Annotated in this window: 10 protein-coding genes; 1 reads left to right on the plus strand and 9 read right to left on the minus strand. The window is 51.3% G+C overall.

Annotated features, from left to right (window positions below):
* Positions 1-5: 5 nt before the first annotated feature.
* The 4 genes from B9Y58_RS08720 to dnaX all read right to left on the minus strand — a co-directional run bounded on the left by B9Y58_RS08720 (position 6) and on the right by dnaX (position 4,764).
* Positions 6-1,049 carry an efflux RND transporter periplasmic adaptor subunit gene (locus B9Y58_RS08720; RefSeq protein WP_073055759.1) on the minus strand — a complete coding sequence of 348 codons (1,044 nt, stop codon included), beginning with the start codon at positions 1,047-1,049 and terminating at the stop codon, positions 6-8.
* 20 nt (positions 1,050-1,069) lie between these two features.
* On the minus strand, positions 1,070-2,479 hold the full coding sequence (locus tag B9Y58_RS08725; RefSeq protein WP_073055757.1) for a TolC family protein: 1,410 nt from the start codon (positions 2,477-2,479) through the stop codon (positions 1,070-1,072).
* A 175-nt stretch (positions 2,480-2,654) separates the two neighbouring features.
* On the minus strand, positions 2,655-2,963 hold the full coding sequence (locus B9Y58_RS08730; RefSeq protein ID WP_073055755.1) for a YbaB/EbfC family nucleoid-associated protein: 309 nt from the start codon (positions 2,961-2,963) through the stop codon (positions 2,655-2,657).
* Between the two features lie 43 nt (positions 2,964-3,006).
* The gene (gene dnaX / locus B9Y58_RS08735; RefSeq protein WP_073055753.1) at positions 3,007-4,764 is read right to left on the minus strand and encodes a DNA polymerase III subunit gamma/tau; all 1,758 of its coding nucleotides are present in this window, start codon (positions 4,762-4,764) and stop codon (positions 3,007-3,009) included.
* Between the two features lie 44 nt (positions 4,765-4,808).
* Between dnaX and B9Y58_RS08740 the strand changes: the two genes are divergently transcribed.
* Positions 4,809-5,186: a hypothetical protein gene (locus B9Y58_RS08740; RefSeq protein ID WP_073055752.1), complete on the plus strand. Its 378-nt coding sequence runs from the start codon at positions 4,809-4,811 to the stop codon at positions 5,184-5,186.
* Positions 5,187-5,255: 69 nt separating this feature from the next.
* Here B9Y58_RS08740 and pheT read toward each other — a convergent pair whose 3' ends face one another.
* The 5 genes from pheT to B9Y58_RS08765 form a co-directional block, all read right to left on the minus strand.
* Positions 5,256-7,691, minus strand: a complete 2,436-nt coding sequence (gene pheT, locus B9Y58_RS08745; protein WP_073055750.1) for a phenylalanine--tRNA ligase subunit beta — start codon at positions 7,689-7,691, stop codon at positions 5,256-5,258.
* A 111-nt stretch (positions 7,692-7,802) separates the two neighbouring features.
* A complete protein-coding gene (locus B9Y58_RS08750; RefSeq protein WP_143154670.1) occupies positions 7,803-8,720 on the minus strand; it encodes a DUF975 family protein in 918 nt (305 codons plus the stop codon).
* Positions 8,648-9,715 carry an RluA family pseudouridine synthase gene (locus tag B9Y58_RS08755; protein WP_073055747.1) on the minus strand — a complete coding sequence of 356 codons (1,068 nt, stop codon included), beginning with the start codon at positions 9,713-9,715 and terminating at the stop codon, positions 8,648-8,650. Before B9Y58_RS08755 ends, B9Y58_RS08750 begins: the two co-directional genes overlap by 73 nt.
* 53 nt (positions 9,716-9,768) lie before the next feature.
* Positions 9,769-11,367: an NAD(P)/FAD-dependent oxidoreductase gene (locus tag B9Y58_RS08760; RefSeq protein ID WP_073055745.1), complete on the minus strand. Its 1,599-nt coding sequence runs from the start codon at positions 11,365-11,367 to the stop codon at positions 9,769-9,771.
* 18 nt (positions 11,368-11,385) lie between these two features.
* Entirely contained in the window at positions 11,386-14,502 is a 3,117-nt protein-coding gene (locus B9Y58_RS08765) for a right-handed parallel beta-helix repeat-containing protein (RefSeq protein ID WP_083532270.1), read from the minus strand.
* Between the last annotated feature and the right edge of the window lie 7 nt (positions 14,503-14,509).

The raw sequence follows: 14,509 nt of genomic DNA on the forward strand, positions 1-14,509 counted from the left end.
ATCTCCTATTCAACGATCAGCACTTTGTCGCCGTCGTTCATCTTGGACTGGCCTTCGACAATCACGGTTTCGCCACCTTCAAGGCCTTCGGTAATCTGTACTTCGTTCTTGGTCTGCACGCCAAGCTTCACGATCTTGCGGAGAGCCTTTCCTTCGGGGGTAACGGTCCAAATGGCGTTAATGCCATTGCGGTAAACGATTGCTTCGGCAGGAATCACGATGCCTTCCACCTGGCGGGCGTCGAGTTCTGCGGTCACGTACATGCCGGGCAGGAGCTTCTTGGCCTTGTTGTCGAACGTAATTTCAACCGGGAAGAAGTGGGTTGTCGGGTCTGCTGCGAGCGGAATCAGAGTCACCTTACCCGTGAACGTTTCGTCGGCGACAGTGACTTTGGCAGATGCCCCCTTCTTGAAGAATCCGATGTCCTTGCTGGTGATGTTCAGCTTCAAGATAACCTTGTTGAGCTTTGCAATGGTTGCAAACTGAGCGCCCTGTCCCGGAGTCTGGCCTACCTTGAACTTGATTTCGGTCACCACGCCTGCTTCAGGAGCAAGAATCAAAGTGGCACGGCGGGCGGTTTCAAGTCCCATCTTTGCGACCTTGAGTTGCATTTCCTGGCTGTCCATGTCCTGTTGGCTAATGCCGCCCTTGGCATGGAGTTCACGCATGCGTTCAGTTGCTTTTTCAAGAACGGCAATCTTTTCTTGTGCTTCCTGGTACTGGGTGTTGTCGCCCGTAAAGAGGTATTCGGCGATTACCTGATCCTTCTGGACGGTGGAGCCGACCTGTACGTTGATCTTTGCAATCGGGTCGCCCATTTTGCAGATGGCGCTGTTCTGGTTGATACCCTGGATGGTGCCGCTGAACTTGCGGACGTCGGTGAGCTTTGCGGAGCCGGCCTTTACCACGCGGGCGGGCTTACCCTTTTCTTTCTGAATTTCTTCGATAGTCGATGCCTTCTTTTCGGCATTTTCTTCTTTCTTGTCGCAGGCGACAAGCATCAGCGATGCGACAGCGATTGTCAGGAGGGTTTTAACTGTCTTGTTCATTTCTTTCCTCGTCTCTCTTATTAATATTCACCGGTGGCCTGAAGGAGGGCGTTGTAAGCCTGGTTCCAATTCACGATAGCTTGCATGTAGCCAATCTTCGCTGTGCGAAGGTCGTTTTCTGCAGTGAGAAGGTTCAGCTGGGTTTCTCTTCCGAGTTTGTAACTGTCGTTGGTCAGGTCGTAATTCTTTTGAGCCAGGTCGATTTGGCGCTTGGCAATTTCAATCTGGGAATTTGCGTCTTCGAGCGTGTTGGCGCAAGATTCAATCTGCACGCGGAAGCCGCGTTCGGCGGTTTCTTTCTTGATTTGGGTGCTACGCAAGTCGGACTTTGCCTGAACGACCGCTTCCTTGGTTTTCATGCCATTGAAGAGGTTCAGCTTGAGGTTCAAGGCGATGTACTTGTTGATGTTGTCGTCCCAATCCGGAGCATCCCACTGGTAGAAGTGGTTCTTGTTGTTGGTATACTTGAGGCCACCTACCAAAACGAGTGTCGGTTTGTAGCCACCTTCTTCGATCGAAACGTTCTTTTGGAGCATTTCTTCGCTTGCTTCGAGCATCACCAGTTCCTTGCGGCGCTTTTTCACATTCGCCATGGAGGTGTCGGGATAGGTGTAACCCTGCAACGGATCGCGGAGGTCTCCCTGGAACTTGACGTCGGAATCCCATTCAAGGCCCATGGTGTTGAGAAGGGCGTTGCGAGCGAGAACGCGCTTCTTTTCGGTGCTGTTGATTTGGGAGGTCAGCTGGTCCATCTTGAGCTGTATGCGAATCAAGTCGAGTTCGGTCATCATGCCGCTCTTGAGACCCTGTTCCACGAAATTCAGGTTCTCCTGAAGCATGTCCTTGGACTGGTACAGGATAACGATTGATGAATCCAGGAAAATGAGCTGGTCAAAGGCGTTTTCCACGTCGTAGCGGACGTTTGCCTTGGCGTTGTCCAGGTTTACTTCTTTCAAGTGCTTGTAAACCTTCGCAATTTCGATGCCGGTACCGACCTTGCCTTGGGCGTAAAGGATCTGGGTAGCGGTAAGGCCCACGCTGGACTGCCAGCGGTAACCTTGCTGGGACATGCCGTAAATCAGGCCGTCGATGGCGCCTGCGTTCACGTAGTCGTAAACAGAAGGGTCGCTACCATCCTCAGAAACCGTATTGTTCATTGCCTTGAATACGGGCTTTCTATCTTTGACATCGTCCAGGCCAAAAATACGGGTGACGGTGGCGTCAAGGTCAATTGACGGTAAGGCGTTGCCGTAGCCGGCATCGACCTGGGAATTTGCCGAAATGACTTCTTCTTCGGCAGTTTTGACGTCCGAGGACTTTTCGAGGGCTATTTTGACGGCTTCTTCGCGCGTGTAGGTTGCAGCACCCGCCCATTGCGGGGCTGCGAGGCTCAATGCCATAGCCGATAATGCTGCTAAATGCCTGGGCATTTTTACTCCTATATACACTTTTTTGCGCTGCAAATGTAAAAAAATGTTGCGCTATATAAAAGGGCGACAGGGGCTTTTAGGTGATGAATTGCATTTATTGCAGGACGAAATTACAAATTAAAAAGATGCCCGTTTGTGCAGGCATCTTTTTGAAAATAATGTGTCAATTCCGAAATTACATCAGGCCGGGGATTTTCATGCCGCCGGTAATGCCGCTGATGCTTTCCTGGGTAGCGTCGTCCTTTTTCTTGACCGCGGCGTTGATAGCGGCCATGAGCAAGTCTTCGAGGGCTTCCACGTCGTCCTTGTCGACGGCATCGGGGTTAATCTTGATCATGGTCAGGACGCCCTTACCGTTCATGGCGACTTTCACCATTCCGCCACCGGCTTCGGCTTCGAAACTCTGTGCCTTAAGATCGCTCTGTGCTTTCATCATCTTGCTTTGCATCTTCTGGAGATCGCGAAGCATTTTGCTCATATCCATAGTATTTTCCTCGTTGTTTTAGCGGTAATATAGTAAAAAGGGCTTAGTTTTCGTCGCTGTCCACGTCGCAGCCTTCGGCCTGCTGTGGGGCCATGGAGCGGTTGCTCTTGTGGCTGTAGATCAGTTCGGCTTGGAAAAGTTCCTTGAGCTTTTGGAGCCCGGGTTCTTTTTCAAGATCCAGCTGGTAAGGCGACATTTGGGCCTGCTTGCGGATTTTAAGTTCCGATTCGTTGAAGGCGCGGGTTTTCAGGGTCAAAAACACCGGAGTCTGTAGCATGTCTTCGAGCATCTGCTTGATGCGTTCCATGTACTCGGGGTGATCTTCCATTTGCTTTACACCCCAGGCGTCGCTGGCGTTGTCGCCCAGGTACGTAAGTGCGATGGGGAATGGGGTGGCCTTCAGGTCGCCGGTTTCGAGCACGGTGTCGTTGAGGGCTACCGAGAACGCAAAATCGCCGGAATCTGCGATTTTAGACTTGATGGAGCCCCAGGCGGAAGAAATCTCGTAGCGACTGTAAGCCTCGCCGTTGCTTGGGGCGGCAATGGAACTCTGCAAAGCCGCGAAGGGATTTTCTTCGCGCTGCTGTAACGCCTTGGCTTCTTCCTCGGCGTCAATGTATTTCTGGACTTCAGTTACTTTTTTTTTTAACGCCTCTTCGGAGGCGCTTTTCGGGTCGTTGATGGCGGCAAGCGCTCGCCTCAAGTCGGTAAGCCTGTCGAGCCAAGCCATGCGGGCGAATGTGGTTTCTACCAGCAGGCGCGGGTTCGTGCTGTAGCGGAGTGTACCCTGCAGGTCAATCAAAAGTTTGCTGATGCGCAGAATGTCGCCGTTCTTGAGCTCTGGAACCACGCTCTTGTACTTGGTGTAAAGCTCTTCCGAAATGTTCAGGGCATCGGGAGTAAAGGCGTCGAGGCGGGCGTAAAGCAGGTTACGCAGGAACTTGCCGAATCCGTCCAGGAGCGGGGTGAATTCGATGCCGCGTTTGCAGGCTTCGTCCACCATTTTGAAGCAACCCTTGAGGTCGTGGCCTTCGATAGCCGAAATCAGCGTAAAGAACAACTCTACCGGTGGAATGCCGAGGACGCTACGGACAGCGTCGGCGCTCATTTCGTTGCCGGTAAAGGCGTATGCCTGGTCGAAGTAGGTGAGGCCGTCGCGCATGGAACCGTCGGCTTTTTCGGCGAAAATGTCGAGGGCTTCGTCTGTGGCGTTGATGCCTTCCTGTTCGCAAATGTAGCGCAGGCGGCTACGGATTTGTTCAATCGTGAGTCGCTTGAAGTCGAAACGTTGTACGCGGCTAAGAATCGTCTGCGGGACCTTGTTGACTTCGGTGGTCGCGAAGATGAAAATCACATGTTCCGGCGGTTCTTCGAGCGTCTTGAGGAGCGCGTTGAAGGCACCTGTCGAAAGCATGTGGACTTCGTCGATAATGAAAATCTTGTATTTGCCGATGACAGGCGGGTATTGCACGCGTTCAATCACGTCGCGGATGTTGTCGACGCCGGTATTGGAAGCGGCATCTATTTCGAACACGTCCATCGGGTTTCCGCCGGCAATGTCCTTGCAGCTTTCGCATTTTCCACAAGGGTGCAGCGGGTCTCCGCCTTTGCAGTTCAGCGTGCGGGCGAGGATACGGGCACTGGTGGTCTTACCGACACCGCGGGTTCCGGTAAACAGGAATGCATGGTGCAAGCGACCTCCTTCAATTGCGTTTTGAAGAGTCTTTGCGATATGTTCCTGACCGACCATGTCGGAAAAAGATTGCGGACGCCACTTTCGGGCCATTGCTACGTATGCCATGCGCTTGAATATAGTAAATTTGTTTCATAACGACGAGGTAATTTATGAATCCGAATTTGGCTCTTTTGATTCTTTCTTGGCAGGTGGCTTGCCTTTTCCATGAAAACGAAACCGACAAACTCTTGGAAGGCTCCACTTCGGCGACCGAAGCCGAAAGCGATATGCTCGATGCGATTCACGATGAACTGACCCCGGATGTTTCTTGGGACGATTTCAATAGCACTTACGCCAAGTTCAAGTCCGCCAAGGACCGTGCCACTGCCTGCGTAGAAGCAATCAAGAATGAGTCTGGCGAATTCAAAAGTAAGGTTCTTGAATCGATGCTCCGTGTAGCGAATGCTTCTAAAGAAGACGAAAACGAAAGCAACGTCAGCCCCGAAGAAATGGACTTTATCCAGCAGATTAGGGAAGCGCTGGAATAAAAAAACACCTGTAAAAAAAAGAAACCGCCGAGGATGCCTCAGCGGTTTTAATCTTTATATAGGCGCAGTTTAGCGGAGTACGATGTCGCCGTTTGCGACGAGCTTGTCACGCAACTTGTTGTGGGCCTTGTTGACTTCGTCGTCGGTAAGGGTGCGGTCCATGGCCTGGTAGGTGAGGCTGTAGACCATGTTCTTCTTGCCGGCTTCGATCTTGTCGCCTTCGTAGATGCTCTTGAGGGTAATCTTCGCGAGGTTCTTCGGGTTCAGGCCCTTGATGCGGGCGAGAATCTGCTCGTGAGTCATGGTCTTGTCGACTTCGATGGAGATGTCGCGGCTAGAGGGCACCTGGCGGCTGAACGGTTCGAACACGATCTTCTTGTGGGTGGCGTGTTCCATCTTGTCCATGTCCAGCTCCATCACGTAGGTGGTGTAGCCGATTTCGAAGGCGGCCATGGCTGTCGGGTGGAGTTCGCCCATGGTACCGAGCACCACGCCATCGGCGAGGACTTCGACTTGCTTGCCCGGGTGCAAGAAGATTTCGGGCTTGGCAGGTACGCGGAATTCCACCACGAGGCCGACGCGCTTGAGGAAGCTCTGCACCAGGCCCTTGAAGGCTGCAAAGTCAATCTGGGCGGGCTTGTCGTTGAGCGGGTTCACGTCGAAGGCGCCTGCAACGGCGAGGGCGACGAGGTTCGATTCGTCGAAGCCCGGATCGCGCACGTCCTTGCGGTCGCGCTTGAACTGACCCTTGGCCACTTCGAACAGGCGAACGGAACCGGGGCGGTTCTTTTCGTTTTCGGCAACGCTCTTGAGAAGGTTGGGGAGGAGGCTGGTCGGAACCACGCCGAGTTCATCGGAAAGCGGGTTCAAAAGTGCTGCGGGCTTGCTGCGGCGATCGTCATTTTCGGCGCCGAACAGAGCTTCGGTGCGGGCCTTGCTGGTAAAGCGAAGGCTCAAGCATTCATGCAGGCCCATTGCAGAAAGCGTCTTGCGGATCTTACGGTTCAGGACTTCGATCGGCGGAAGTTCGTTCGGCTGCATCTTGAAGGAGGGCAGCGTGTACGGGATGTTGTCGAAACCGATGAGTCGGGCGACTTCTTCGATGAGGTCCACTTCGCGTTCGAGGTCGGGGCGGTAGCCCGGAATCTTGAAGGTGATGGATTCGGCATCCTTCTTCACGACTTCGAGGGCGATACCCGTGAGGTACTTTTCGATGTCAGCTGCGGCAATCTTCATGCCGATGACCTTTTCGGCGCGGGCAGTGCGGAGCGTGACTTCGTTGAGGGCCTTCTTGTGGTCGTCGCCCGTGTATTCGACGGTGCCCTTGAGAATGCGGCCACCGGCGACTTCCTGAATCATGGCGCAGGCGTAGCGGCTGTATTCGTCCTGCGTGGTAAAGTCGATTTCGCGTTCGAAGCGGTAGCTGGAATCGGTCGAGATGCAGAGGCGCTTGGCCTGCTTGCGGACGATGGTCGGGTTGAACCAGGCGCTTTCGAGGAACACGTTCTTGGTGGTATCGACAATTTCGGATTCAACGCCGCCCATCACGCCGGCTACGCAAGCCGGACGGTCGCCGTCGCAAATCACGAGGTCGTTTTCAACGAGTTCGTGAGCGGTGTGGTCGATGGTTTCGATTTTTTCGCCCTTCACGGCGCGGCGGACCTTGATCTTGTTGCCGTGCAACTGGTCCATGTCGAAGCTGTGGAGCGGCTGGCCCACGTCCATCAGAATGAAGTTCGTTATGTCGACGACGTTGTTGATGCTGTTCATGCCTACAGCGTGCAAAAGCTTGGCGAGCCAAGCCGGAGACTTTTCAACTTTTACGTCTTTGATGACGCGTCCCACGTAGCGTGAACAACCGCAACCGGGAACCACTTCGAGGCTGATGGCAGAGCTTGCTGCTTCGGAGTCTTCCTTGAGTTCGTAGGCGAGGGGCTTGAGCGGGCGGTTGAACTTGGCGGCCAGTTCGCGGGCGACACCGCGGTGGCTTAATGCATCCGGGCGGTTCGGGGTCACGTTCAGTTCAAAGCAAACGTCATAGAGGCCGAGGCTTACAAACGGGGTGCCGGCCGGAATAGAATCGTCGAGAACCATGATGCCTGCGTGGTCGTCGCTGAGACCGATTTCGTCTTCGGCGCAAATCATACCGAAGCTTTCGACACCACGAATCTTGGACTTCTTCATCTTGAGCATGGTGCCGTCGGGGAGCGGAAGTTCCGCTCCGATCGGGGCGAGCACCACGGTCTGGCCGGCGGCCACGTTCGGGGCACCGCAAACAACCTGGATGGTTTCTTTGCCGTTATTGACGGTCGTAATGTGCAAGTGGTCGCTATCCGGATGGGGTTCGCAGGTAAGAACCTTAGCCACAATCAGCTTTTCATAAACCTTGCCCGGTTCTTCGGTACCTTCGACTTCCAAGCCGATGGAGGTCAATGCCTTTGCAACTTCTTCCGCATTTTCCGGAAGATCCACATGACGTCTGAGCCAATTCAAAGAAACTTTCATCTTTATTCCTTTTTTGCACGGATCTTGCCGGGTGCTTCAAAACGACCCGCGTGCAAAACACGTGCCTGCTTAAATTTCGCTGCTAAATTTAGAAAAAATCTAGTTTCCCGATTATTCTTCTGGCAATTCGGGTGTCTTTTCTACGGGTTCTGCCGACGGAGTTTCTTGTGCGGGCGCGTCGGAAAATTCTGGTGCGGCATAATCTTCTGGGTTGAAGATGGCTTCAAAGAAAATGATGGTACTCATGCCAATGAGAGGAATAATCCACAATAAACCGATTCCCATAGTCAATACGCCAACCAAGCACCAGAGTATTGCTCGGCACGAAAAGCAAAGGTAATTGTAGTTGTATACAGAAACTTGACGATAGGTTTGTTTAATGAGTTCCATGGCACCGGTTGTATTGTCGGTGGACATTTTGTAAATAAGGCCCATCCAGGTGGGTAATAGCTTGTATGCGAGGCAGCAGAGAACTATGCAGATGACGCATGACAAAATGATGTAGGATCCGATATTGTTCTCAATGGGCTTGTACTTAAAAAGGAATTCGTAAATTTCAACTATAATAGATGAAATTGCTGACATTATAAAAGTGCCGATAAAAATAATCGTTGCATTTCGAGAGAAGTTTTTGAAACCGACAAAAAGTTTTGCGAAAGAAGTTTGCCTATGCTTTAAGATGTCGTAGAGATAGGCATAGCAACCTACAGAAAAGAGGTATATGATGATGTTTTGGACAATGCTCAAAATAAAATTGGCAATGGCTTGAGGTGTAGAAGGTTCGTCGGAAGGGAATAGAAAAGCATAGAAAAAGTATATGACAACGGTAAATACAATTAAGGCGATGTAACCGAGAAGGGTTATTCCCGCCGTGTTAAGGCGAAATCCCTTAAGGGCTTTGCTGCCCATGTCGAATGCTGTGGCGCTGCTAATCATATGTTCTCCTTTTTTTGTGTTTAATGGTTTCGCTCGAAGCGCAAAGGCTTTAGCTGGTTGATGACCGATTGCAGTTCCTTGGGCAGCGGACAATCAAAGACCTTCTTGTCGCCTTGCCATGTGAATTCCAGTCGGCAGCTGTGCAGGAACAATCGGTTGAGCCCGAGCGTCTTTTTGACTTCGCGGTTGAGGGCGAAGTCGCCGTAGCGGGTGTCGCCGAGGAGCGGATGCCCGATGCTTGCAAAATGCGCGCGAATTTGGTGCATGCGGCCTGTTTCAAGCTTGATTTTTACTAGGTCGTAGCCTTCGTAATGCTGCTTGACGCGGTAGTGGGTGATTGCCTTCTGGGCGTCCTTGCCGGTTTCGCCGACCTTCATTTTGCTACCCTTGGCGGCGTCAGTGCGGGTGAGCGATTCGCTGATGGTCCCCTTGTCTTTTTTGAGGTTCCCTTTTACAAGGGCGAAGTAGAACTTGTCGACTTCGTGTTCGCGAATCATGCGCGTAAAGTCGCGGAGCGTGTCGCCGTGGAGGGCGGCGATGATCATGCCCGAGGTTTCCTGGTCGAGTCGGTGGGCTATTGTCGGCTTGAAGTCGAGCCCTTCGCGGCGGCCCCATTCCCAAAGATATTCTACGAGGCTCTCGCCGGGGCGAGTGCCGGAGCCCGGCTGGCTTGCAAGGCCCGAGGGCTTGTTGACAATAACGTAGTCTTCGGTTTGTATAATGAGGTCAAGTTCCTTGGCGCCCCAGCCAGACTGCTTTTCGGCGGGGGAGGCTGACTTGCCCCAGGTAGACTTGGCTTTCGCGAAACCGGCATTCGATTTCTCGCTTTCGGTTTGATTAGCGGGGAACTGGATGACGTTAGTTGCGCCTTGGGAGTCTGCATCGACGCTCTTGAAATTCTCGTAGATGCAGACGGTGTCGCCTTCTTGCAACATCTGATTTGCCTTGCCTACGACTCCATTCACGCGGACTTTCTTTTTGCGAATGACGGCGAAAAATACCGACAGCGATTCGTCGGGGAATGCCTTGCGCAAAAAACGGTCGAGGCGCATGTTGGCAAAGTTGCGGTCAATGACTCGGGTAATCATAGGCAGTAGTCGGTAGGAAGTTAAAAGTAGACAGTGATTAGAGGTTAAGATTCTTATTGTTCTTTTTTTGCATAATGGGCGAGGCGAACGCCGTCGGCGGCGCTGGTGACAATTCCGCCGGAATACCCGGCGCCTTCGCCGAGCACGAACAGGCCCTTGGTATTCACGCTTTCGAGCGTTTCGTTGTTGCGGCTCATGCGCAGCGGGCTGCTGGTGCGGGTTTCGGGGGCGACAATCAGGCCTTCTTCGATGAATCCGGGAATCTTCTTGTCAAAGTTCTGGAATCCTTCGGCGAGGCTATTGCAAATGGTTTTGTCCATCCAGTCCCACAGATTGCTCTGTACGAGTCCGCAGGGGTAGGTGGATTTCGGGAGCGATTTGTCTTCTTTGTGGGCGAGGAACGCCTTGATGGTTTGTGCCGGGGCGGCGTAGCTCTTGCCGCCGACCGCGTAGGCGTCGCTTTCGATTTTACGCTGGAATTCGAGCCCGCCAAAGAGATTGTCGCTTGCCGCAATGGGCACGGCGATTGCTCCATTTGCAAAAGGCCCGCTGCGGCGGCTGTAACTCATGCCGTTGGTGGCGAGGGTCCCGGGCTCCGAGGCGCAGGGCACCAGGACGCCACCCGGGCACATGCAGAAACTGTAGGCGCTGCTTGTTTTGTTCAGTGTCGGGGTGGCGAGAAAATATTCGGCGGAACCCGTGAGCTTGGTATCGACATTCAGGCCCAGCTGCCGCATGTTGATGAGCGCTTGCGGGTGCTCGACGCGCACGCCCATGGCAAATGCCTTGCTTTCGAGTGCGACGCCACGGGCGTGCAACATTTCGTAAATGCTCCGGGCGGAATGCCCGACGGCGAGCACCAAGGCTTCGCACGGTTGCCAGTGGGCGGTCGACGGGGCAGAAACATCGCGAAGCTGAATCTCCGCAATGCGCCCGTCCTTAATTTCGATGTCTTCTAGCGCCGTGCTAAAATGAATCTTGCCGCCAAGTCTTGCAATTTCGGCGCGCAGTTCCCGCAGCAATAAAACGAGTCGGTCCGTGCCGATATGCGGCTTGGCGAAGGTCACGACAGATTCGTCGACTCCGAAGTCCACCATGTCGTGTAGAACCTGTTCCACGAACAGGTTCCGGGTGCGGGTGTTGAGTTTTCCGTCACTGAATGCCCCCGCACCTCCTTCGCCAAAAAGCACGTTGCTGTAGGCGTTAAAATTCCGGTCAACAAAGAATCTGCGAATGTCGCGGAATCGTTCTTCCACGCATTTGCCTTGCTCGTACAAATCGACGGCAAAACCTTTACGCAGCAAGTGCAATGCCGCCCAGAGTCCGCTCGGGCCTGCGCCAATCACATCGACATGCCCAGGCATCGCGACGCTGTTTTTCTGCGGGTCGCTTTCTAAACTTTCTTTTTCACGCGTGGCCGCTACAAGCCCTTTGGCGTGGTTCCCCGTGGCGCGCACTTCGCGCTTCAAGTCAAAAATTACGTTGTAAGACCACTTGGGATCGCCTTTGCGACGGCTGTCCAACGAAAAACGTTCCACCTGCAAATTGAAAATCTCTTCGGGGTGCAGGCGGAGTTCCTTGGCTAAAGCCTCGCGATACTTGCCTTTCTTGGCAAGCGCGACGCTTAGTTCTCTGTAGCGGTAGGTGAACATCACCTCCAAATTTAAAAATTAGAACACGTAATTCACGCGGATTCCGCCGAAAAAGTCTTTGTATTCGTCACTCTTGTTATCGGGTCGGCTATAAAGGGCTCCACCCATATACCATTCAGTGTTTAGGTGTTTGGTGTGATTGATGCGTAGATTTGCATTTATTATCGCATCTATTTCGGTTTCATCAATTTTTTCGCCGTTATCTTCCCAATCGATAGTCAAATAGCGTAGTGAACCTGAAATTCCAGGAACAAGTAGTCTATTAAAGAGGGGCACTTCAAGGTTGTCGTCTACTGTAAATTCTTGTTCCTTCATGTCGTTTCGTTTGTAATTCTTGAATCGAGGCGTGAAACTGAATCGGTTCTGGAAAAGCGTATAGTTGGTCGTTGCCGAAAGCGGGTAGGTGTGTTCAAAGTAGTCTGCACCGCCAAAGTAGTAACCCAATTTTGCCCAAGTGGCGTTCGAAAGATCCATGTCGTCAATTAAGTCATCTTTATGGAACTTGGAATTGTCGGTGCGAATGGTCCAGCGCCCGCTTGCCTTGAATGTGGTGTAGAACGCTTTTACAGAAAGGTCTAGATTCCAGGTGTTTTTATAGATTCTTTCTTGAAATTTAGAGGCGAGATATTCTTCGCTAGAAAGGTCCATGTATTCAGCCCAGCGTTCGGCGTCTACTTCGGTTGTATTGGATCCGTCCGTAATCATGGTGGTTGGCATATTTGTACGGGCTCTAAACCAACGATCCTTGTAAATTCCGTCTTCTAAAATGTAGTTGCCGTGGAGTTGGTAGGGACGGTATTGTGTACGGTACACCAAATTGTATCCGACACTTAAGTTAATGTTGGAGCTAATTTTGAAATCGTTGCCCAAAGACCAGTTTTGAATGTATTTGGTTCGCTCGTAATCCAGTTCGTGTTCTTCGAACCATTCGGAACTTTCATTAAAGAGTCCCCAACGGGTTCCTTCACCTAGACCAAATAAATTGATTTTATTCCCATTGGCAGCGTTTTCGATATTGAGCAAGTATTTAAAGTTGAGAGTCCAAAAGCCTGTGACAATCTGTTCAATGTTGCCGCCAAGTTCTCGTGTGTCTGCAAGCTGATTTGGTGAGCCAGCGCTATAAAAGTCTTCACCAATGTATTTTAAGTTGGCTGCGATCCTTGTCTTATAAATTTTCCAGTAGAGCGAAGTCCCGAAAGCGAAATTTTGAGAGCCCCAGTTGAGCCCCATGATGCGGTCCTCGTCGCGGTCACTGTCGTATTCTTTCTTTAATGCTTTGGCTCCTTTAATTAGGGTGCGCAGGGAATCGCGCATTTGGCTTCGGCTGAGTGTTGTGTTACCGCCAAAGATTTCTTCAAGTTCTTCGGAAGAAAGCGAATTGATTTTATTTTCGTTTATCATTAATTGGCGAAGCTTGGCCATTGATGATGTGCTGATTCCGGCTTCGGTAAATATTTTGTTGATGGCCCGCTCCCTGAAGACATCGGCTGTATCTGCGCGGCCTACAGCAATTTGGGTGTTTAACTCGATGTTGCCTGGATTGAATAAAAAGTTCCCGTCGGCGTAAAGGGTGAAGGATTGCTGTAATGGCTCGTTCGTAATAGAAGTCTTGCTTCCCCCATCACGAAACAGTGGATCATTGATTTCGTCATTTGCGTAAATGGCACCGATGGTTGCGTCTAAACGGCGGATGGGCGCCCATTTGATGGAACCTCCGTATGTAAGGCGCTGTGCCTGAGCTTCGCCGTCATCGATATAGTTCTTGTAGATGTCGGGGTGACGGTCTCCAATCAAATAGGGCTTGCGGTTTTCTCCGAAGAATCCGTTGAGCTCAACCATAGGGCGGCCGGCATTGTTCTTGAATAGTGAAAGCGAATAGCCCACGCCAAAAACGGGGAGAGATGCCATGTAAATGTCTCCGCCTGTTTTGATAAAATCGCCCAAGACAAGTTGATTATGACTGTCGGTATAGGTCAACGAAACAGGATTCGGATTGAAATGGTTCCAATAGTCGCTGCTAAAGTCTCCGCTGAATTCAATGGATTTCCCGTCGGTTGATTGCATTAGCAGGTAAATGCTTATGTCGGTTCCAAAACCTGGTACCTGGAAGGTATTCGGGTATCGCCCATTGCTGGTTTCGCGTGTTCTTATATGGTGATAGTGGTTGTCAATGGTTGCGCTGCCGATAAGGCTCCAGTATTTTTGTGTGGAATCAGCCTTGCTTTCTTCTTTTTGGCTTTGGGCGAGTAAGTCTGCAATTTTGTCGTTTGCATTGATGGAACGGCTTTCTACGCCTTGAATTTCGGGGCTTGCGGGGAGTGCCTGTGCAATATCGTTATAATTCTTGCTGAATTCGGTTTCATTTCCTCCAACGCTTTTAATGATTTCTTTTTCTAAAATATCAGCCGAACTTGCTCCAACCTTGTTGTTCTTTACATGGCAGTTGATAAAGGACAGGTGGTTGTTGTCCATGTTTAATAAGGCGTATTTATTGTTTTCGAAATTCGAAAAGGATACTTCGGTAATGGCAAGAGGGGCGTTGTAAAGAGCGACGTTGTTATCTCTGAAAAAGACGTCGGAAATGTCGGCTTTGCTGTAGCTGTCTATGTGAATGGCGGCACCGTCGTTACTTGTAAATTGCATCCCGCTGATTGTCACTTTTGAATTTTTGGCGTAAATGCCGCGACTTGAGGTGTTTTTTATCTTGCTCGACAAAATACTTGCGGTGCTGTTTTCGATGATGAGGCCGTTTGCTGCACCATCAATGGTTGTATTTCTGATTTCGGAGGGCTCGCTGCCTGTAATAAAAATTCCCTTCCAGTCGCCATGGCGTGGATTGCTTGCAGCCGAAACGAATTTGATTTCTTCATTGTCAAAACCGGCTGCAACAAATTGGCCCTTGACATAAAGTCCTGTTCCTGGAGCAAACTGAAACTTTACGCCAGGTTCCACAACAAGAACTTGATTTTCTTCGACAGTGATATCATCGGTAACCGTGTATGGAGATTGGTCAACTCTGATAAATCCATGAACAGGACCGCTTAGTGGAGTGCCTTGAATTAAGGATGACTGTTCCTGGGCGTGTGCAAAAATGCTCGTTAAGGCAATAATTGAGAATAGAGATGCGTTTTTCATTAACGGA

This window comes from Fibrobacter sp. UWB15 (assembly GCF_900177705.1).
GTDB lineage: Bacteria > Fibrobacterota > Fibrobacteria > Fibrobacterales > Fibrobacteraceae > Fibrobacter.